Genomic DNA, 19,470 nt, shown 5'->3' on the forward strand with positions numbered 1-19,470 from the left:
TAAATAAAGCTGTTCCGCTTGTACGGAACAGCTTTGTTTTCTGTTTTAGAACGGTCTTCCAAAGCGGTTAAATCTACGTCCGCCGCCAAAACCTCGTCCCGGGAAAACTGGCGAGCCCATCACGCTTTCAGTCGTTTCAGTGTAATAGTTGCGCGGTACGACAACAGGATTCACTCTGTTTACATTGACGATCGGGTGGATAATAGGCTGTTCCACCGGAAAAAATTGGTCGTGATAACGACGTTGAGCCGGACATACAACCGGTTGCAATTGCGGCATTTGACAGTGTGACATCATATGGCTGCCATGACAATGGCCATGATGCATCATCATCTTCACTCACCCCCTCCCTCTATTACATGTGCAAAAAGGAAGGACAGACGGGCGAGCGACTAAGTGAATTATGGAAAACAGCCGGGCATTTACCTATATTAAGGAATCCACAATAATGCCCTAAAACAAAACCGGCTTTAAAAAAGGATCTATTCCCCGTAGGAGAACGATCCTTCCAAACTTATTGATAGGTTCGCGGTAACTCTTTTTCGTCAAATCCATTTACTTCTCTTAGTTTTTTTAGTCCATCATGATCGTGATCATAATGAACTGGCGAGCCTTCATCAATCATTTCCATTATTGCTATCAATTCAGGATCTTTTCTTTTCTCCATTTCAAGCGGATCAACGAATTCACTTCCCACTTCAACTTTCCCTCCTTTTTTTCATACCGGTAACCACCAATTTCAAACGCTTGTTATTTTATATGACATTATTAAAACTTCTATACCCTTTTTTAAGAGTTATAATCGTTAATTCGGGTATACTATAAGAAATAGGAGGTGCTGTCCTTGAAGCGCATCATTTTATTTGATGGAGAATGCAATTTTTGCAATAAAAGCGTTCAGTTCATTATAAAAAGGGATCCTTCAGCCCACTTCTACTTTACTTCGCTGCAAAGCGAAACTGGAGAAAGATATCGGAAGCAATATAAAATCCCCGATGACATAGACAGTCTTGTATTAATTGAAAAAGGGAAATCGTATACCAAATCTGCAGCAGCCCTTCATATCGCGAAAAAATTGGACGGTCTTTGGCATCTTCTTTTTCTATTTATACTCGTCCCAAGAAAGTTACGTGACGGCGTTTATGACTATATCGCCAAAAATCGTTACAAATGGTTTGGTAAAAACGAAGACGCTTGCATGCTCCCTCCTCCTGAAATTAGAAAAAGGTTTATTTGACCGGAAGAATGAATCTTCCGGTTTTTTATTGTAAATTTCAAAATTGTTAGCTAAAATGATACTAAATGAAAGGGGGAATTAGATGAAGAAGAAATGTATGCTTCAAATAATGCTTGTTCTATCTTTAATAATGTACATTGGAATTTCTCCGCTACACTATGTAAGCGCACAAGAAACGACAGCTCCTTCTTGGGTTACATCTGTAGACTATGTTGCTTTAGGAGATTCTTTAGCGGAAGGCATGGATCATCAAGGAAAAATTGGGGACGGTTATACCGATTATCTGGCAAATAAACTTTCAGAGGTCGGATTGCTCAGCTCCTTCACAAAGCAATTTGCCGTTTCTGGCTACACAACAGTCGATGTTCTTAACGACATTAAGCAAAATGTAGCAAAAGAAACAGCTGAAGGTAAAACAGTACGTATGCAAGAGGCAATAAAGGAAGCGGAAATCATTACAATTACCGCTGGAGCAAACGATGTTCTATCTCATGTAGAAGTTGACGCTTTAAAAAGAACTTTGAAGTTTAACGAAACAGCAATTCAGAAGGAAATCGAACAAGTCGGACGGAACCTGTCTGAAATAATCTCGGTAATTCACTCCATAAATCCCAAAGCTCAAGTATATGTAATGGGATATTATAATCCTTTCCCTCATTTATCGAAAGACATCCAACCTTTGCTTTCACAATTATTGGATGGGCTTAATAAGGCGATTAGTATGACTGCACAAATGCCAAATGTATTTTTTGTAGAGACGGCTGATGCCATTGCAAAGGATTATAAAAACTACTTGCCAAACCCTGCCAACATTCATTTAAGCCCTGCAGGCTATGAAGTTACTGCCAAACTTTTTTGGGATAAAGTGGTAGAGACATTCCCTATTGTTCCAGTGGATGGCATTACAATCCAACCTATTTCGAAAAATGCCTTAATGCTATCATGGATACCTGTTTCTCATGACGGAACAACTGTAACGTACGATGTCTACAGAGACGATGTAAAGGTAACATCCTTGCCTATGGATACACTGAGCTATACATTCAGTGATTTAAACGCAAATCAAACTTATAGCTTTTCTGTGAAAGCCGTTGATGAACATGGCAATGAAAGTGACCCTTATCTATCAATCTCTTATCAAATAGCTGAGGACACGCCTTTATTTACTGACATCAACGGACATTGGGCTGAAGCATATATTAAACAAGCAATCGAAAACGGTATATTCAATGGTTACACAGATGGAACTTTTAAACCGGATAACAACTTAACTAGGGCGCAGGCCGCGTCAGTTATTGTACGAGCATTGCAATTGAAGAATCGTTCTACTGAAGACAACGCCTTCCTTGATATTTCCGGCTATGCGCCAGCTACACAGGCAGATATAATGGCTGCTTATTCAAATGGGCTAGTGCGTGGACAAAATGGCTATTTTAAGCCAACAAACAACGTTACGAGAGCACAATTGGCATTGATCGCTTGGCGTGTACTTGAACAAGGTGTTGATACAAAGGATTTTTCATCCTCATTGAAACACCCATTTACTGATCTCGGCAACTTCGACAATGAAACGATTTATGCGATCTCCGCTTTGGCGGATTTGGGCATTATCACAAAAGATGAAGCAACATTCCGTCCAAATGACGCAGCGACACGAGCCGATACTGCGGCGATCATCAGCTTGTTAATAGACTATCTTCAACAATAATAAAGGTTCGGCCTTCAATTAAGAAGGCCGAACCTTTCAGCTTGTTGACAAACGCCCGCATACTGCGAATCGAACAGCGAAGGGTTCGATTTGCTGTATTTCTGCGTTCTTTGCAGAAATTAAGGCACCTTTACTTAAGCATAATTAAGTTGCCTTTCCTTCGCTCGCCCCCTCATGAACCTTACGTTCGATTCGGGTCTTCGCTCAACTTCGCGCGGGCTCCCACGAAGCGAGTCATGCAACTGATGCCAATCGAACGGCGATGGGTTCAATTTGCCGTATTTCTGCGTTCTTAGCAAAAATTAAGGCACCTCTAGGACGTGGCATTCTTAGGTTGCCTTCCTTGACAAGCGTTTTCAAGCCAAGCTGGGCAAACACAATGCTCATGACTACAAACCTTTTATTCATTGTTACATATTCAATTTTTCATGTAGTTTCGCGTTTTCCTCAGGCGTGAAGGCGCGAGAGCGAGTTAAAAACCGTTTCCCCTCGACACCTTCAAGCGAGAACATGCCTCCCCTTCCTTCTACAACATCAATAATCAATTGGGTATGCTTCCAATAATCGTACTGATTTTTGTGCATGTAAAACGGTGTATCCCCGATGTACCCTAACAGAACGTCCTGATCTCCAACAATCAAGTCACCTTGCTGGTAACACATCGGAGAGGACCCGTCGCAGCATCCTCCTGATTGATGGAACATAAGCGGTCCATGTTTGCCTTTTAATAATTCGATCAATTCTAATGCAGCGTCCGTAGCAAGAACGCGTTTCGGCATTCACATGCCCCCTTTCCAAATTAATATTCAATCATTGTTAAGTGGATATTGATCATTAAAAGAATCCTAACTTATCTTCACTATAGCTAACGAGCATATTTTTCGTCTGCTGATAATGAGCAAGCATTTGTAGATGGTTTTCTCGCCCAATGCCTGACGCTTTGTATCCACCAAATGCAGCATGTGCTGGGTAAGCATGGTAGCAATTTGTCCATACACGACCCGCTTCAATGCCTCGGCCAAAACGATAGGCAGTGTTCATGTCGCGCGTCCAGACACCTGCACCTAAGCCGTACAATGTATCATTCGCAATTTCCATTGCCTCTTCCTTCGTTTTGAATGTCGTCACAGATACAACCGGTCCGAAAATTTCCTCCTGGAAAATTCTCATCTTATTATTTCCTTTAAACACTGTCGGCTTTATATAATACCCTTCTGCCAAATCGCCTTCCATCTCGTTCTTTTCTCCACCGATCAAGCACTCTGCGCCTTCCTGCTTGCCGATGTCAAGGTACGACAAGATTTTTTCCATTTGCTCTGTTGACGCTTGTGCACCCATCATCACAGTCGGGTCAAGTGGATTGCCCGTTTTAATTGCCTTCACTCGCTCAATGGCACGCTCCATGAACTTCTCATAAATCGACTCCTGAATGAGTGCACGCGAAGGGCATGTACAAACCTCTCCTTGGTTAAGCGCAAACAGCACAAAGCCTTCAATTGCCTTATCAAGGAAAGCATCATCCTCCGCCATAACATCCTCAAAGAAAATGTTCGGTGACTTACCTCCCAATTCAAGCGTTACAGGAATCAAATTTTGGGATGCATATTGCATAATGAGGCGACCTGTCGTCGTTTCTCCTGTAAATGCAATCTTTCCAATTCTTGGGCTAGACGCAAGAGGCTTGCCTGCCTCGAGGCCGAAGCCGTTTACAATATTCACAACGCCAGCGGGAAGAAGATCCTCAATCAACTCCATTAAAACAAGAATCGAAGCTGGTGTCTGTTCAGCAGGTTTTAAGACGACACAGTTCCCTGCCGCCAAAGCGGGAGCTAATTTCCATACAGCCATCAATAATGGGAAATTCCACGGAATGATTTGTCCTACTACTCCTATAGGCTCATGGAAATGGTACGCTACAGTCGACTGGTCGATCTGGCTAACCCCGCCTTCTTGAGAACGGATTGCAGAAGCAAAATATCTGAAATGGTCGATCGCCAGTGGCAAATCCGCGTTTAACGTTTCACGGATCGCTTTTCCATTTTCCCACGTCTCAGCGACAGCTAACATTTCCAAGTTCTGTTCCATCCGGTCAGCAATTTTCAAAAGAATATTTGCACGATCCGTAACAGACGTCTTGCCCCAAGCATCTTTCGCCGCATGTGCTGCATCCAACGCTAACTCGATATCTTCGGCTGTCGAACGTGCTACTTGTGTAAACACCTTGCCCGTTACAGGAGTCGGGTTGTCAAAGTATTGTCCGTTTACAGGTGCAGTCCATTTACCGCCGATGTAATTATCGTATCGTTCTTTGAAATTCACCTTTGCCCCTTCAGTATTCGGAAATGCATAAACGTGTTGCTCTACAGCTTGTACCATTTTTTCCATTCCTCCCTATTTATTGATTGCTATTGTAAAGTGCAATATTCATTGCACACAAAGCCAGTACCGCAGTTCATATGAATGCGCTTACAAATCGGTAAAGAAATGAAACGATAGCTACTCTATTCATCTGCCACCTATTCTATCTGACTATAAAAATTATTTCAAGTTGAATGATTACTTTGTTGCGCAAAAAATTTTTGTCGACATTTTTTTCATTATTGTTCATGTCTCGGTAATAATTTGTTAACAATCTCCTTTTACAATGAAGACAAATCAGTTCGAAAAGGGGTTTTATTCATGGATAAATCATTTGGCAAACGCCTCTTATCAACAGTCGGTGCAGGTGTTATCGGTTCAGCTTTAACACTCGGAGTCGTGGCGAATACCGACATTTTACAACAGCCAAAACAAGAAATCGCTTCCTCTCATTCTAATGACTCAAGCACATCTACAAATGTTGTGCAAACTGTTTCAAATCCGACAAACTCATTGTCTGACATGGTAGAATCGGCTTCTAAAGCGATTGTCGGCATCTCAAATTACAAAAATACAGGCAATCGCTTTGCTGGTGAATCTGCACTGCAAGAATACGGCACTGGATCTGGCGTCGTCTACAAAATTGAAGGTGATTCCGCATATATCGTAACGAATAATCACGTTATCGAAGGAGCAGGCAAAATTGAAGTAACAACATCTGAAGGTGAAAAAGCGGAAGCAGAACTTGTCGGCAAAGATGCACTCACAGACCTCGCTGTATTGAAAATAAATAAGAAATACGCTCCTATCGCATTGGAATTTGGCGATTCGGATCAATTGCGAGCAGGCGATCCAGTCGTAGCAATCGGTAATCCGTTAAGCCTCGATTTCTCAGGTACAGTTACACAAGGCATTATCAGTGCTCCATCACGTTCCATCGATGTGAAAACATCAGCGGGCAATTGGAAAATGGACGTCATCCAAACAGATGCAGCCATCAACCCCGGTAATAGCGGTGGTGCATTGCTTAATATGGAAGGTAAAGTAATTGGCATAAACAGCTTGAAAATTGCCGAAAGCGGAGTAGAAGGTCTCGGTTTCGCAATTCCGAGCAATGAAGTATTGCCTTTAATACAACAAATGACAGAAAAAGGGGAAATTGAAAGACCATATATTGGTGTCGGCTTGGCAGATTTGGCGGAAGTACCATATATGTATGTTGAAGGGCTGCCTGAAGAAGTGGAGGGCGGAGTTTTGGTAGCAAGTGTAGACCCTGCTTCCACAGCCGCTAAGGCGGGCTTGAAAGAGTATGATGTCATTACCGCCATCAACGGCAAAAAAATCAAAAATAGCGTTGAATTGCGCAAAATCCTTTACACAGAACTATCCATAGGCGACAAAGCAAAACTTACAGTTTATACAAACAACAAAAAAAGGACCGTTGAATTGACATTGACAAGCAACATAGAATAATAGCGAAAAAGTCTGCAGCAATTGAAGTTGCAGACTTTTTTAGGATGCCTTTTACTTTCATGAGCGCTAGTATTTTTGGAGACTGCGCCAGTAAGCAGGTGTCTTGAAAATACTAACCGCCTCAGTTCCACCATCCTATAAACTTCTGTATAATTTTATTCACAATCATAACTCGCAAAGGGGGTTAGCCCGTGAGAATTCTTGTAATTGAAGATAATGAAAGCGTCTCTTCTATGATTGAGCTATTCTTTGACAAGGAGAAAATCGAAGGGCATTTTGAAATGGATGGCTTAAAGGGGTATGAACGTGCACGGACAGAGCCATTCGATTGTGTCATTATAGACTGGATGCTTCCAGGAATGGACGGCGTCAATATTTGCCGGAAGCTTCGCCAAGATAAGATAGACGTTCCAATTATTATGCTCACCGCAAAAGATAGCGAATCCGATCAAGTGTTAGGACTCGAAATGGGTGCAGACGATTACGTAACAAAACCGTTCAGTCCGTTGACGCTGATGGCTCGCATAAAAGCAGTGACACGCCGCTATGCGTCTCATAAAGAAGGTAAAATCGATGCTGATGTACTAAAAACCGAACATTTTACCATTAATCGGTCGACGCGTGAAGTACAGTTAAATGGTCAATTCGTGACAAATTTGACGCCAAAAGAATTTGATTTGCTTCTGTTTTTCGTTCAGCATCCGAAGCAAGTTTTTTCTCGCGAGCAATTATTGGACCGGGTATGGGGTTACGATTTTTATGGTGATGACCGGACTGTCGACGTCCATATTAAGCGACTGCGTACAAAGGTATCCACTGAGGAACAGTCATTTTTCCATACAGTTTGGGGCATCGGCTACCGCTTCGACGATACATCCGGTGATAAGCAATGAGGGTCAAATATTTTTATCAACAATTATTCAGCCATATTAGCGTCATCGTCATTGCATTTCTCATACTCAGTTTGATGTTTTCCCATTTCATCGAACAATTTGTCTATAATAATAAAACCGAGGAATTGGCTAATTACGGAAAAGCACTATTACGCGATATTGACCAAGAACAAGGCAGTTCGCGAACTTTATTGAAATCATACGGCCATGTATTAGAAGGCCGCGATATTCAGTATAGTTTGTTCGATGAAAAATCAGCGATTATTTATTCAACTGGCTTAAAAACTCCCCTCATTGAACTAAATGCAGAGGAATGGGCGGAGTTGCAAAGCGGCAAAGCGATTTACGTCAAGCAAGAGTACAAACGGTTCGGGCAAGCTGTGACATACGTCCTCCTCCCTTATTTTCATTACAACCAATTTGTCGGCGGTGTTTTGCTAACATCCCCTATTAAAGGATCACGGGAAGCTATTTCTCAGCTGAATCAATTCCTTATTTACACGACGATAATTGCTGTATCAATCGCATTGCTTATAAGCGGCATATTATCGACACTCCACGGCAGGCGGCTTAAGCGTCTTCGGGCGGCGACCGCAAATGTCGCAAAAGGCGATTATTCCGTTCGAATAAAAGCTGCAAATTTCGATGAAATTGGAGAGTTAGCGAACGACTTCAATAGCATGGTTGAAAAATTGGAAGCATCTGCCGAGGAAATTGAAAGTCTCGAAAACAGACGCCGTCAATTTATGGCAGACGTTTCCCATGAATTGAGGACGCCGCTCACAACGATTCGAGGCATTATAGAAGGCTTGCGCAACGACATGATATCAGAATCGGAAAAAGAGCGTGGATTGCAGTTGGCAAGCAACGAGACAATGCGCCTGATTCGCCTCGTCAATGAAAATCTTGATTATGAAAAAATCCGCTCCAACCAAATAACACTCGTCAAACAAGACATTCAGCTTCGCGAATTAATGGAAATCATACAAGACCAATTGCATGACGCCGCTGCCGATCACGGCAACCAAGTGATCGTTGACGTACAAGAAAATACAATGGTTTACGCCGATTACGACAGGCTTACACAAATATTGATCAACATTACGAAAAACAGCATTCAATTTACAGAAAATGGTTTCATTCGGTTGACGGGGAACCAAACGGATAATGGTACAATTATAGAAATTGAGGATACAGGAATCGGCATGGATCCCGATATCATTGAAAAGATTTGGGGCCGCTTCTACAAAGCAATTGATTCCCGTACGACAAACCCATATGGTGAATTCGGGCTTGGCTTGTCGATCGTCAAACAACTCGTCACCCTTCACGGCGGCACTATAACTGTTGATAGTGTAATAGATGAGGGAACAACATTTTCCATATGGTTGCCGAAAGGATTATGAGAGAATAAAACTATTTTTCAGACTGTAGACAAAGCATCATTTCCTTTGTCTACGGTCTTTTTTAAAGCCAGTAGTCATAATATAGATTTTTGCCGCCTACCTTTGCTTGAGCTCACCACGTGAAAAACAGTCTAAGTGAGTGCCGTCCGCAGTCCCGTCATTTCTATAGCTAATCATTATTATTGATTACCTCAATATGGAAAGCTACGGTTTTAGGTGGATTGGACTCTCTAATATAATCACAATAAACACGTACTTTTTGGTTTAACTGAAGCTGTCTAAAATTAATTCCTTTCTCGAAATCCTTACTTTTCGAAACTTTAATACTACGATTATCATAACCTTTTACATATCCTGAAACGATTCCTACATTACTAATAGGCTCTTCCGCCAACCAAATAGAATGATTTCTTTTTGAAACTACATAACCTTCTATAACCATAGAGTCATCAGGAAGCTCCGCTAAATCAAATGATCTACTTTTTTGAGGAATCATTGTGTTAAGGACCACAAACGATACTAAAAGAAGTGAACAAAGTAATAGTATTCTTTTATATTGTGGAGTCTTAACCAACTTAATACCTCCTACTCTTTTGGATGCATATCATCTATTTACTATTCGAGCTTAATTCACGAACTCCTTCGACTGCAAATACTTTTCTCCAAGATTTGTAATTGTCGTGCCGCCCCTGCCTTGCCGTGCGTTTACAAGCCCTAACTCCTGTAAAACTTCTAATCGCAATCGAATTTGCTGTTCAGACAATATAATCTCACGCTCTTCCAGTAGCTTTTCAGTTTCAATCGCCCATATGTTTTAAACTGTGACTTTCCTAATAAATACTTAAGATTTCAATGCTTTCTTGCAAGAAGCCATGCTCCTCAATTTTATTGTTAATGTTCATAATTTCTTCTTTAGAAATATCTACATCATCCATTTTAGTATTCATTTCTTGAATTTCCGGCTCTGCTAACAATACTTGTGATTTCATATACCGATATACCATTTGTTCATGGGTAAATCTGAAGCGGCATGCTCTATTTTCAAAAACGAGGTGCCGCTTCTATATCGATTAAACATGCTCTTACCTGCTATTAATAGATCACATTTCTTGCACTCTACTATCTACCTCTACTTACGAATCAAATATACAACCCCATCCATCTCCATCAATTCAAAAACAGGTTGATCTTTTTTATACAGTACTGTTGCATATTCAGAAAGACCATCATTTTGTTCAATATAAAAACCAAATCCATTGTTCTCCGGATAGCCGTATACATAACAAACAACTTCATCGTCTTTCATGAATACAATCTGGTTCATGCCTTCACTTACCGTTTCACTAATGTCAGGGTCCCATTCGTAGCCAACTATTGCATAGATTTCATCTTTCGGTGCATAGGGTGCGAAAGAATACATGCGATCCCATTCGAACGGTGTAATTTTGGAGAGTTCGACTTGGCCTGTTTGTGCTTCGAGAACGGCCTCTTTCAACTCGATTCGGTTTATTTCCCATATCTCTTTTCGGAATGAATGATACGCAATCAACACGAGGGCGACTATACAAACTATAGAGATAATAGCTTTCTTCATCGATCATGCCCCCTTTTTGAAATGGGACGCTATTTCTATTAAGAGGTTCATTGTGTTAAAATTCTAAGAAACATTGAAAATTATTGAGGTGAATTTATGAATTTAGTCGCTTGGACGATCATTGCCTGTGAAATTGGTTTTTGGGTCGTCATCATTGCCGGCCTTATAACAAGATATATATTTAATAGAAAGCGGCTTGGCCTATTCTTCCTTGCCCTTACACCAGTGATTGACTTGCTATTGTTAGTTGTGACGGCAGCCGATTTATATAACGGAGCAATCGCTACGCAAGTTCATGCACTTGCAGCGATTTACTTAGGTGTTTCGATTGCTTTTGGGAAGAGTATGATACGCTGGGCAGACGAGCGCTTTCTTTATTACATCAAAAAAGCAGGGCCAAAACCTGTTAAACGAACAGGATGGGATCACGCCCGCCATTCGTTAAAGGGCTCTTTTCAACATGTTTTAGCCTTCATAATTGGTGGCGCTTTTTTAGTCGTCATGATTTATTTAATCAATGACCCATCAAAAACAGAAGCCTTATCCGACATGTTAAAGCTTTGGACGCTTATTCTTGGCATCGACTTTATCATCTCCATCTCCTATTTCATTTGGCCACGGCCGGCGAAATAATAACATAAAGCACCTCAGATACACATAATTGCTTATTGCGTTTACACTCATAAACTTTCATGTAAACGTTTAAACACAAGATAATACGCAAATAATCTTTAGAAAAAAAGTACGATCGACTTCTAATTCAGCTTAAAACATCAAAAAACCGGCAAAAATCGCCGGTTTCTACTCTTTTTTTATTTTAAGCTTCCAAATGCTTCAACGCTTCTGCCACTTTTACAGTACGCTTCGCCTGATGCTTCACTGCAGCCTCGACATCTTCAATCATTTTTCCGTCTTGCCCAACCGTTACACTTGTACCATATGGGTTGCCGCCCGCTCCGAATAATGCAGCGTCTGTATAGCCAGGCGCTGCAACAACTGCGCCCCAATGGTACATCGTCGTATACAATGAAAGGATCGTCGCTTCTTGGCCGCCGTGCGGGTTTTGTGCGGATGACATAGCACTTACCGCTTTATTGGCAAGCTTTCCTTGCGCCCAAAGTCCGCCTGTTGTATCAAGGAAGTTTTTCATTTGGCCAGGCATATTTCCGAAACGTGTTGGTACACTGAAAATGATTGCATCTGCCCACTCAAGATCTTCTGGTTTTACTTCAGGCACATCTTTCGTCGCTTCTACATGCGCTTTCCATGCAGGATTCGAATCAATTGCTGCTTGCGGAGCCGTTTCAGGCGCTTTTAAAACGCGCACTTCAGAACCCGCTTCCTTCGCCGCTTCCGCAGCCCATTGTGATAGTTGATAATTTGTACCGCCCGAGCTGTAATAAACGATTGCTGTTTTTGTCATTTTACAAATCTCCTTATGATTTAAGATTTCCTTCGTACCAATCTTTCGCTGCTTCCACTTCCGTCCGCGACAGCGAATGACCATTCAATTCCCAATGGACATCTGCATTCGCACCAGACGATACAAGCAGTTCCTGCAATTCTTCCGTTTCGCTCACCGGGCAAATCGGATCATTTTTACCCGCAGTAATAAATACCGGAACGGTCGATAAGTCCGGTAAATCGATTCCGCGTCTCGGCACCATCGGATGATGCAAAATAGCACCTGCCAATGAGTCTACATAATGGAACAGTAAACTTGCTGCAATATTGGCTCCATTTGAATACCCGATCGCAACGATTGACGAACGGTCAAAGCCATATTGCCCCGCTGCCTCATCCAAAAACGCGTGCAATTCTTTCGTTCGGTAGATCAGATCTTCCTCATCGAAAATACCTTCTGCCAAGCGTCGGAAAAAGCGTGGCATGCCGTTTTCTAATACATTCCCTCTAACGCTTAATATGCCCGCATCCGGGTCGATTAATTCACCAAGTCCCAATAGATCCTGCTCGGTGCCTCCTGTACCGTGTAGCAATAGCAATGTACGATTCGACTGCCCACTAGCCTTTTTGTAAATATGCTTCATAACCACTCTCCCTTTCCTTTCACTTCCCCCTTCTACAAAAGATGACACCGATTCGATGCCATTTCCCTTTAGGGATCGTGTCCTATTAGTTGAATACTGCAATCAATAACCATTTTCCACTTTATTCTTCATAATTCAATTACCTTGAATTCGAGATAATTCTATCATCGTTCTTTAGCTATGTCAAAAGAGTAGTTTAACAACATTACTCAAAATTAGAGCAGCGCCAGTAATGACAGGCGATAACATTGGATAAAAAAGCAATCCCTCTACTTCTTACTTGCATCACGGGCTGCCACTCCTCCTCGCCTCTCGCAATATATAATTCATGGTGAGGAGCGGGATCGAAACGTCCATATAAATCAAACATCCCGTTACGATGAAAAGTCGCATTTACTTTATAATCCATGTCAGGTGCAGTAGTAAGCGGATTTCCTACAGCATGAGTCAACAAAAAACCCGATTCTCCCCTTTGTCGATCAATCCTTTTCAATTGTATGCCTTCCAATGATGCAGTTGCCTGCTTTCTAAATATCTTACGACGACTATAAGCCATTGAAGGGCCAATTTTTTTAGAGAATACTAGGGGATCTCTTGCCAAATCATAAGCCAACTCAACATCAACTCTTGTCCGAAACGTTTCACCATTCGGATCAAAACTTCGATGGTCACCCTTAAAAAAATGATTCAACGACAATGGATTCGGGTTTTTCACCCATTGATCAGCAAGAAATGTCGTATAGCGAAACTTCCATCGCTCGATTTTTTTGCGTGACAAACGTTCATTCATAGGCAGCAGCAAATGATCAAGCCTTCCAATCCACTTGATATTTGTAAATGTCTCACGCCCCGAAGATTGCTGTCGCACCGGATTTAACCTATCAAACATTGAAGACAGAAGAGTTTTTGTTACATTCAACTTCTCTTTTGAATCTCGAATGGTCCTCGTACATCGAATGGTGTAAACGTAAGTTGAATCGTTCTTAATGTCACGATCTATAAAACGATTCGTCTTCACCCGACCTTTCAGCTTTCCGTCCCTATAAATTTCATACTCATGTATTCCATATATATGCTCCCAAGATAAAGCAATTTGAGTTTTCGCTACAATAGTCGTCAAAACGAGTGACTGTAAAGGATGATCGGAATTCTTTTCGTAATGAAAAGCTGACGTCTGCATGACAATGACGTCAATCACTTCATTGCGCACGACCCTTTCAATCATATATTCATGAAATTTCCCGCGAATGAATTGATCGTCTTGGAATTCTGGCACTGTCCCTTCGTACAAATGCTGTCCATCCTTATACACATTGTAAAAACCTCCAACATCATTCCATAAAAATGAAAGCAATTCTTGCTCATGCTTCACTTCTTTTATTTCAAATAGCATTGCCTCCGCCTCCTTTTATAAGTTTGAATCATATATCTGTCTCCTAAACGTCCTATAAGTTAAACCTTCCTCGTTTTGCAGACGCAAAAACACCCTTAGGCAACTACTTGCCTAAGGGCGAGATTCATCATGTTAGCTCTTTTATTTTCTTGTTTAACTCATGAAACTGAGCATCCAACTTTGCATAGGAAGGATCGCCGGGTTTTAAAAGACTTAGTTTCCCTAACACCGCCTGCAGCTCCGTTTCAAGCCGCAAACGTTCTTCAACACGTTGCTCTTGCCTTTGTGGAGCACTTTTACGCTCTACCCATTCACGATAGGTGAGCGGCAGCTTTCGGACAGTGTTATTTTCAAACAAAAGTAATTGATCGGCTAATCGTTCAGCGAAATATCGATCATGCGAAGCAAACAATATAGTACCTTCAAATGTCGCCAACGTCTTTTCCAGCTGTTCACGCGACGGCAAATCCAAATGGTTCGTCGGTTCGTCCAGCAGCAATACGTCCGTTTCCTCAGCAATGAACTGCATAAGCTTCACCTTAACCCGCTCTCCATGGCTAAGCTCTCCGATCGGCAAATGCCAGTGCGCTTCGGTAAAGCCTAAATTTGTCAACTGAGTACGAATCAACCCTTGCTCCTCATACGTATTTGTTCGAAAATATTCTGCTAACGTCACATCTTCCGGCAAATCCAATGCAGCCTGGCTCATATAACCGACCTTCATTCCTTCCGATAGCCAAAGATAACCATCAAATGATTCCTCTCCCATCATCATTTTAAACAACGTCGATTTCCCGGACCCATTCGGACCAATAAGAGCTATCCGCTCACCAGTTTGGACTGTAAAGGACACGTTATGAAAGATTTCTTTTTTTCCATATGTTTTCTTAAGTTGTTTCAATTCCAGTACACGGTTTCCTTTTTTCCGATTCTCCTTCAAAGAAAAAGAAACGGTTATTTCCTCTTCCGGCTTCTCGATACGGCTCTTTTCAAGCTCCGCCTCCAATCGCGTTCGTTTCGAGCGGATTTGCACATCTTTTTTCTTTGCTTTCATCCGAAAATATTCTTTTCCGCCTAGCTGGCCTTCTCCTTTCCTTCGCGATTCATTATGCGCTTTTGCTGACCATTGCGAAAGCTCATCGATTTGCGCTTCCACTTTTGCAATCTTTCTCTGCTGCTGTTCGTACTGATGAAGCTGGATGTCCCGATCAAACTCTTTCTTCTGGCGGTAAGCTGTATAATTTCCTTCATATACGGTCAGTTTGCCATGCTCAATTTCAAATACGAAATCCGCAGTACGATCGATAAAATGTCGATCATGGGATACGATCAAATAAGTCGCTTTTCCTTCATTCAACACTCGGATCAGCTCATCTAAACTTTCCTGATCCAAATGATTCGTCGGTTCATCCAATAAAACAACTTGGCTACTATAAGATAGGGCGGCGGATAACCTCATTTTCATCCGCTCTCCACCACTCGCATACGAGTAATCGACATGCTTTGGCACTTTCCATTTCGAGTGAAACAGGAGGGTATCTTTTGATGATAAGTTGGCATCCCCTTCTACCGCCTGCTCTTGTTTAAAATAAGTAATGTTTGGCCGCTTACCGATCCAATCGATTGAACCGGATGTTGGCGTTAATTCCCCCGCCAAAAGCGACAAAAACGTAGATTTTCCAGCGCCATTCGCCCCGACAATTGCAATCGTCGCTCCTACTGGCAAATCTGCAGTCAACCGATCTAAAATGACGGTTTCACCAATTGAATAGCTTAACTCCCGAAACTTTCCTAATAGCATAACAACGCCTCCTAAAGAAGGGCATAAAAAAACCCTCCGTCATTTACGGAAGGATCGGTCTATCTACTTACTCCACTTTCAATTCCCTCAAACCAATTACGCTATTTGTAATTGTGTTATGGATTTTCAAGCATGCTCAAATAAGCTATATTGAAAATCGATAACAACGTGGACGAATTAACAGACGTTTAAACCTACCCCTGGAAGGTCTTCATCAGGGGTATATCTGCTTATAAGTCCCCCCTAAAAAGGGTATGGCATCCGTTCAGCTGAGGAAATGACGTAAAAATGGACAGACCAATCCTGTGTTCCGTTCGAATAAAAATATTCTTATCTCGGAAAACATAGATCACTTATCCATCGTCCACCCGTCATTCCTTTCCTCATATAGTCCGATTATTTTATCATAATTCGGCACAATCATCAAGAAGATTCTGCTATTTCAGTTTGACGCAGTTTCCTATATCTACTGTCTCACTGGCAAAACAAATGTAATTTGTTCCAAGCCCGGTAAAAAACCTAAATCATAATAGAGTGACTCAGCAGCATTTCCAACGGTTACAAATAAGCGAACAACTTCATGCTGTTCTTTTAACATTGTAAGCGACTTCTTCAATAAATTATTTGCTATCCCATTGCCCCGATAGTCAGGGTCCACTGCAACGTTTGCTATTAAAGGAAGGTCCTCCCACATTGAAACCAAACAAACACCTACCATTTTTCCTTTCCCTTTATCAAAGACCACGCTTGAGGATTTACGTAATAATTCATCGTTGGTGTGTTCAAAGTAAAACTCCAAATCCGCCCTCTGTTGTTCAATTGTGTTCATGACCGGCATCCCAATACAATCCACTCCAGAATAGGCATTGAAGGAAAGCAAAGCTATTTCCTCTAAATGATCCACTTTAACAGGTTCAATTACAATCCCCTCTAACTCACATAGCTGCAACCTTTCAGTAGGCCGAATCATAATACGTCTTTTTTCAACAGGTTTGAAACCTAATCGCAAAAAATACTCTTCCTGATACGGCAATATTCCTATCACTTCAATCGGTTCGTCTTTATTAGATACTTTCATTAAATATCTTTTCAACACGCCCACTACACGATGCATATCCGTAAATGGGGGTTCCAAATATAAAGCCCAAAGCAAATTTGGTTCAACACAGACACCACCAATACGTTTTCCTTCATGAATTAGCCAATAGCAAGGGATACCGTCTTCAAATATTGCTATTCGCCGTTCCCAAGTTTGTCTAAAAAAAACATTCTCCCGATAAGTCGTATAATGTATAGCAAAGTCTCTTGTTGGAGCTTTCATTAGGCTAAATCCACTATCCAATTGTTCCATCTTTACATTTCCCCCAACTTTAAAGCATTCTTTTCTACTATTTGCTCACCTTGAGAAGTTTTCACAATAACATCAAAACTATGGCTGAATGGATGCATGAAAACCTCATATTGAATTCGTCGTTGTTCATGGGATGCTTTCAAATAATTGATGTCAAGTCCTCTTTCCTTCACATCACGGGCTGATCTTCTGAGAAATTCTGTTTCTTCGTCTGTATAAAAATATAGCTTCAGATCAAATAAATTAGGATCAATAAAAGCAACGCTCATTCCTTCTATAATGGTCACCCTACTGTTCGAAGAAAGTAAAACACTTTCTGCATAATGTGTGTCGATCGAAAAGAGGTCCAAACCGTTTCTAACCATACGGACATCTCTTTCTAAAGAAGGCAAATGATGTGCGGAGGGATGGCAAGCAGTCATTTTATAGCGGTAATTTTTACTATAATAAGTATAATTGATCATTGTGTTCCTCCGAACTTCTGAACTAACGATATATGGATCTGTGTTCATATAGTTCACATCACTCAGTTGCTTAATCAACTCCTTGGCAAATGTTGTTTTTCCAGCAGCTCCATGACCCGAAATTCCAATGATGATCCTTTGATCCGATTGGCTAATCCAATGGTTAATTTCTTTCACTATCTTCTCCATCGTTCTTTCCCTTCATTGCAATATCAAGAAATGAGTCGTTTCAGAAGCCGAGTCATTGAAAGTGAAACCGCAAGCCCGATAGAATGCATCCGCTTTTGAAGAATCCGTTCTTACTGTGATTTCTGTAAAATGCTTTTTTGCATGTTCAACGATCGATTGAAGCAATAATGTGCCTACACCTTCCCTTCGAGCATCTTCCGCGACATAAAACCTACGAAGCCGTCCTACGCCGCTTGTCGTGTCAAACGGGGATTGATTGATGCCCCCGATAGCAATGATCGAACCTGCATCATTCTTCACACAAAATAACCCTTCCCCAGGTCGGTTAAATAAGTTGGACTCATCTTTGATTTCATTCACAAGTCGGGCGACAAAACGATAGCCCTCCTTTTCACCTTCTTGGACGAGCCTTTCTAAATCCAAAGAATATAGATCTTCCACTTTTTCCACGTAGTACTCCATATATACGCCTCCCCATACTCACCTTTCCTATCCATTCAACAATTTTTATAGAAAACCTGCCTGAAGCATCATTTAAACTATTATCTTTGCTGCAAAAGCTTGTGAAACAATAAAAACACCATCTTACATTACAGACGGTGTTCCTTCTTCTTTCCAAATGCGCTCTACTGTTGAGCCGGAATCTGTTATGTACACACGGTAGACATCTGGATTCGTCAGTGATTGCCACTCAGAAAACCCAATTGTCTCATCATAGCATCTGAGCAACAGCGTCATTAAGTTACCGTGTGTAATGATAGCCACTTTTGAACCATCCGGCAATTCGTCAACAACATTACAAACCCTATCCGTTGCCTCTTGCGATGATTCACCACCTTCATACTTCAGCTCGAAATCCAAAAACGTATCTTCTAATTTCAACAGCCAATCTTCAAATTCCCGGGAACTTAATGTACGTTCGGCGAGGCGGCTATCCTCTTCATAATGAATCCCTTTCTTTTCGGCAATCGGTTCGGCAGTCATACGTGCCCTGACAAATGGGCTTGTAATGATCCGATCCACCTCCATATCTTCAAAAAAACTTGCCAATTTCTCTGCCTGCATAACCCCTTCAGCAGTCAAATCCGCATGAGGCGACTGCCCTTCCGCTGAGCAATGTCGAACTATATATATAATCTTTTCCAATTTTACACACCTCCATCTATACTTTTCCCTACTGCCAAAGTTCAAAAACATCGTATAAGTAAATCTATTATAGACATCTTACCGATGAGAGGAGGAGTTTGTAAATGAAAGATTCAAAAAAATTCACTGAAGCTGGAACTGATATTGAAAAAGTGAAAAGGCAGAACGCTCAATCCGGCTTGTCGTATTATGAAGTGAAAGAGTTAATTGCTCGAACTGGCGGTAGAGGAACTGCAATGTATAGTGACACTGACCCAGAGCAAATAAAGAAAAATATCAAAGGAAATGAATAAAAAGAGGCTGTCCAGAAAGTCAGTGAAAACTGATTTTCTGTGATAGTCCCTTTCTGGTTGGAGAATAAATGGGGAACCCCTGACAACCGTCGCTTTCCGTTCCAGGCGCACGCTTT

The 19,470-nt window shown here is 41.4% G+C and carries 23 protein-coding genes; 7 read left to right on the top strand and 16 right to left on the bottom strand.

The window, feature by feature from the left end; translation table 11 throughout:
• Window positions 1-45 precede the first annotated feature (45 nt).
• Together WFH04_RS06010 and WFH04_RS06015 are read right to left on the bottom strand one after the other, a co-directional pair.
• The gene (locus WFH04_RS06010; protein ID WP_336823157.1) at window positions 46-333 is read right to left on the bottom strand and encodes a hypothetical protein; all 288 of its coding nucleotides are present in this window, start codon (window positions 331-333) and stop codon (window positions 46-48) included.
• Window positions 334-514: 181 nt separating this feature from the next.
• Complete coding sequence (locus WFH04_RS06015) at window positions 515-697, bottom strand: hypothetical protein (protein WP_336823158.1); 183 nt, start codon at window positions 695-697, stop codon at window positions 515-517.
• A 147-nt stretch (window positions 698-844) separates the two neighbouring features.
• On the opposite strand from WFH04_RS06015, the gene WFH04_RS06020 reads away from it, so the two are divergent.
• Window positions 845-1,237 carry a thiol-disulfide oxidoreductase DCC family protein gene (locus WFH04_RS06020; RefSeq protein WP_336823159.1) on the top strand — a complete coding sequence of 131 codons (393 nt, stop codon included), beginning with the start codon at window positions 845-847 and terminating at the stop codon, window positions 1,235-1,237.
• Between the two features lie 82 nt (window positions 1,238-1,319).
• A complete protein-coding gene (locus WFH04_RS06025) occupies window positions 1,320-2,945 on the top strand; it encodes an S-layer homology domain-containing protein (protein WP_336823160.1) in 1,626 nt (541 codons plus the stop codon).
• 410 nt (window positions 2,946-3,355) lie between these two features.
• Here WFH04_RS06025 and WFH04_RS06030 read toward each other — a convergent pair whose 3' ends face one another.
• A complete protein-coding gene (locus WFH04_RS06030) occupies window positions 3,356-3,724 on the bottom strand; it encodes a DUF779 domain-containing protein (RefSeq protein WP_336823161.1) in 369 nt (122 codons plus the stop codon).
• 55 nt (window positions 3,725-3,779) lie between these two features.
• Window positions 3,780-5,321 carry an aldehyde dehydrogenase gene (adh, locus tag WFH04_RS06035; RefSeq protein WP_336823162.1) on the bottom strand — a complete coding sequence of 514 codons (1,542 nt, stop codon included), beginning with the start codon at window positions 5,319-5,321 and terminating at the stop codon, window positions 3,780-3,782.
• Window positions 5,322-5,624: 303 nt separating this feature from the next.
• Here adh and WFH04_RS06040 point away from each other — a divergent pair, with 303 nt between their 5' ends.
• From WFH04_RS06040 to WFH04_RS06050, 3 genes are all read left to right on the top strand, one after another.
• Window positions 5,625-6,776, top strand: a complete 1,152-nt coding sequence (locus WFH04_RS06040; RefSeq protein ID WP_336823163.1) for a S1C family serine protease — start codon at window positions 5,625-5,627, stop codon at window positions 6,774-6,776.
• A 191-nt stretch (window positions 6,777-6,967) separates the two neighbouring features.
• Window positions 6,968-7,669: a winged helix-turn-helix domain-containing protein gene (locus WFH04_RS06045; protein ID WP_336823164.1), complete on the top strand. Its 702-nt coding sequence runs from the start codon at window positions 6,968-6,970 to the stop codon at window positions 7,667-7,669.
• Window positions 7,666-9,075 carry a sensor histidine kinase gene (locus WFH04_RS06050; protein WP_336823165.1) on the top strand — a complete coding sequence of 470 codons (1,410 nt, stop codon included), beginning with the start codon at window positions 7,666-7,668 and terminating at the stop codon, window positions 9,073-9,075. The genes WFH04_RS06045 and WFH04_RS06050 overlap by 4 nt, the downstream gene beginning before the upstream one ends.
• A 169-nt stretch (window positions 9,076-9,244) precedes the next feature.
• On the opposite strand, the gene WFH04_RS06055 is transcribed toward WFH04_RS06050, so the two are convergent.
• From WFH04_RS06055 to WFH04_RS06070, 4 genes are all read right to left on the bottom strand, one after another.
• Window positions 9,245-9,649, bottom strand: a complete 405-nt coding sequence (locus WFH04_RS06055; RefSeq protein WP_336823166.1) for a DUF3221 domain-containing protein — start codon at window positions 9,647-9,649, stop codon at window positions 9,245-9,247.
• Window positions 9,650-9,700: 51 nt separating this feature from the next.
• Window positions 9,701-9,886, bottom strand: a complete 186-nt coding sequence (locus tag WFH04_RS06060; protein WP_336823180.1) for a winged-helix domain-containing protein — start codon at window positions 9,884-9,886, stop codon at window positions 9,701-9,703.
• Window positions 9,887-9,905: 19 nt separating this feature from the next.
• The gene (locus WFH04_RS06065) at window positions 9,906-10,064 is read right to left on the bottom strand and encodes a hypothetical protein (RefSeq protein ID WP_336823167.1); all 159 of its coding nucleotides are present in this window, start codon (window positions 10,062-10,064) and stop codon (window positions 9,906-9,908) included.
• 140 nt (window positions 10,065-10,204) lie between these two features.
• Window positions 10,205-10,669: a hypothetical protein gene (locus WFH04_RS06070; RefSeq protein ID WP_336823168.1), complete on the bottom strand. Its 465-nt coding sequence runs from the start codon at window positions 10,667-10,669 to the stop codon at window positions 10,205-10,207.
• 96 nt (window positions 10,670-10,765) lie between these two features.
• Between WFH04_RS06070 and WFH04_RS06075 the strand changes: the two genes are divergently transcribed.
• Entirely contained in the window at window positions 10,766-11,302 is a 537-nt protein-coding gene (locus tag WFH04_RS06075) for a hypothetical protein (RefSeq protein ID WP_336823169.1), read from the top strand.
• Between the two features lie 184 nt (window positions 11,303-11,486).
• On the opposite strand, the gene wrbA is transcribed toward WFH04_RS06075, so the two are convergent.
• The 8 genes from wrbA to WFH04_RS06115 all read right to left on the bottom strand — a co-directional run bounded on the left by wrbA (window position 11,487) and on the right by WFH04_RS06115 (window position 19,061).
• On the bottom strand, window positions 11,487-12,092 hold the full coding sequence (gene wrbA / locus WFH04_RS06080) for an NAD(P)H:quinone oxidoreductase (protein WP_336823170.1): 606 nt from the start codon (window positions 12,090-12,092) through the stop codon (window positions 11,487-11,489).
• Between the two features lie 13 nt (window positions 12,093-12,105).
• Window positions 12,106-12,717, bottom strand: a complete 612-nt coding sequence (locus WFH04_RS06085; RefSeq protein ID WP_336823171.1) for an alpha/beta hydrolase — start codon at window positions 12,715-12,717, stop codon at window positions 12,106-12,108.
• Between the two features lie 205 nt (window positions 12,718-12,922).
• Complete coding sequence (locus WFH04_RS06090; protein ID WP_336823172.1) at window positions 12,923-14,110, bottom strand: DUF3238 domain-containing protein; 1,188 nt, start codon at window positions 14,108-14,110, stop codon at window positions 12,923-12,925.
• Between the two features lie 127 nt (window positions 14,111-14,237).
• Complete coding sequence (gene abc-f / locus WFH04_RS06095; RefSeq protein WP_336823173.1) at window positions 14,238-15,911, bottom strand: ribosomal protection-like ABC-F family protein; 1,674 nt, start codon at window positions 15,909-15,911, stop codon at window positions 14,238-14,240.
• A gap of 466 nt (window positions 15,912-16,377) precedes the next feature.
• Window positions 16,378-17,262: a GNAT family N-acetyltransferase gene (locus WFH04_RS06100; protein WP_336823174.1), complete on the bottom strand. Its 885-nt coding sequence runs from the start codon at window positions 17,260-17,262 to the stop codon at window positions 16,378-16,380.
• 2 nt (window positions 17,263-17,264) lie between these two features.
• Window positions 17,265-17,915: a uridine kinase family protein gene (locus WFH04_RS06105; protein ID WP_336823175.1), complete on the bottom strand. Its 651-nt coding sequence runs from the start codon at window positions 17,913-17,915 to the stop codon at window positions 17,265-17,267.
• Between the two features lie 12 nt (window positions 17,916-17,927).
• On the bottom strand, window positions 17,928-18,377 hold the full coding sequence (locus WFH04_RS06110; protein ID WP_336823176.1) for a GNAT family N-acetyltransferase: 450 nt from the start codon (window positions 18,375-18,377) through the stop codon (window positions 17,928-17,930).
• A gap of 123 nt (window positions 18,378-18,500) precedes the next feature.
• On the bottom strand, window positions 18,501-19,061 hold the full coding sequence (locus WFH04_RS06115; RefSeq protein ID WP_336823177.1) for a histidine phosphatase family protein: 561 nt from the start codon (window positions 19,059-19,061) through the stop codon (window positions 18,501-18,503).
• 104 nt (window positions 19,062-19,165) lie between these two features.
• Between WFH04_RS06115 and WFH04_RS06120 the strand changes: the two genes are divergently transcribed.
• Window positions 19,166-19,354, top strand: a complete 189-nt coding sequence (locus tag WFH04_RS06120; protein ID WP_336823178.1) for a gamma-type small acid-soluble spore protein — start codon at window positions 19,166-19,168, stop codon at window positions 19,352-19,354.
• Window positions 19,355-19,470 lie beyond the last annotated feature (116 nt).

Source organism: Sporosarcina sp. USHLN248, from assembly GCF_037144575.1.
GTDB classification, from domain to species: Bacteria; Bacillota; Bacilli; order Bacillales_A; family Planococcaceae; genus Sporosarcina; species Sporosarcina contaminans.

Coding starts and splice junctions, on each gene's coding strand:
- WFH04_RS06010 (WP_336823157.1), bottom strand. CDS start 333: ATGATGATGCATCATGGCCATTGTCATGGCAGCCATATGATGTCACAC.
- WFH04_RS06025 (WP_336823160.1), top strand. CDS start 1,320: ATGAAGAAGAAATGTATGCTTCAAATAATGCTTGTTCTATCTTTAATA.
- WFH04_RS06030 (WP_336823161.1), bottom strand. CDS start 3,724: ATGCCGAAACGCGTTCTTGCTACGGACGCTGCATTAGAATTGATCGAA.
- adh (WP_336823162.1), bottom strand. CDS start 5,321: ATGGTACAAGCTGTAGAGCAACACGTTTATGCATTTCCGAATACTGAA.
- WFH04_RS06040 (WP_336823163.1), top strand. CDS start 5,625: ATGGATAAATCATTTGGCAAACGCCTCTTATCAACAGTCGGTGCAGGT.
- WFH04_RS06050 (WP_336823165.1), top strand. CDS start 7,666: ATGAGGGTCAAATATTTTTATCAACAATTATTCAGCCATATTAGCGTC.
- WFH04_RS06065 (WP_336823167.1), bottom strand. CDS start 10,064: ATGAAATCACAAGTATTGTTAGCAGAGCCGGAAATTCAAGAAATGAAT.
- WFH04_RS06070 (WP_336823168.1), bottom strand. CDS start 10,669: ATGAAGAAAGCTATTATCTCTATAGTTTGTATAGTCGCCCTCGTGTTG.
- WFH04_RS06075 (WP_336823169.1), top strand. CDS start 10,766: ATGAATTTAGTCGCTTGGACGATCATTGCCTGTGAAATTGGTTTTTGG.
- wrbA (WP_336823170.1), bottom strand. CDS start 12,092: ATGACAAAAACAGCAATCGTTTATTACAGCTCGGGCGGTACAAATTAT.
- WFH04_RS06085 (WP_336823171.1), bottom strand. CDS start 12,717: ATGAAGCATATTTACAAAAAGGCTAGTGGGCAGTCGAATCGTACATTG.
- WFH04_RS06090 (WP_336823172.1), bottom strand. CDS start 14,110: ATGCTATTTGAAATAAAAGAAGTGAAGCATGAGCAAGAATTGCTTTCA.
- abc-f (WP_336823173.1), bottom strand. CDS start 15,911: ATGCTATTAGGAAAGTTTCGGGAGTTAAGCTATTCAATTGGTGAAACC.
- WFH04_RS06100 (WP_336823174.1), bottom strand. CDS start 17,262: ATGGAACAATTGGATAGTGGATTTAGCCTAATGAAAGCTCCAACAAGA.
- WFH04_RS06105 (WP_336823175.1), bottom strand. CDS start 17,915: ATGGAGAAGATAGTGAAAGAAATTAACCATTGGATTAGCCAATCGGAT.
- WFH04_RS06110 (WP_336823176.1), bottom strand. CDS start 18,377: ATGGAGTACTACGTGGAAAAAGTGGAAGATCTATATTCTTTGGATTTA.
- WFH04_RS06120 (WP_336823178.1), top strand. CDS start 19,166: ATGAAAGATTCAAAAAAATTCACTGAAGCTGGAACTGATATTGAAAAA.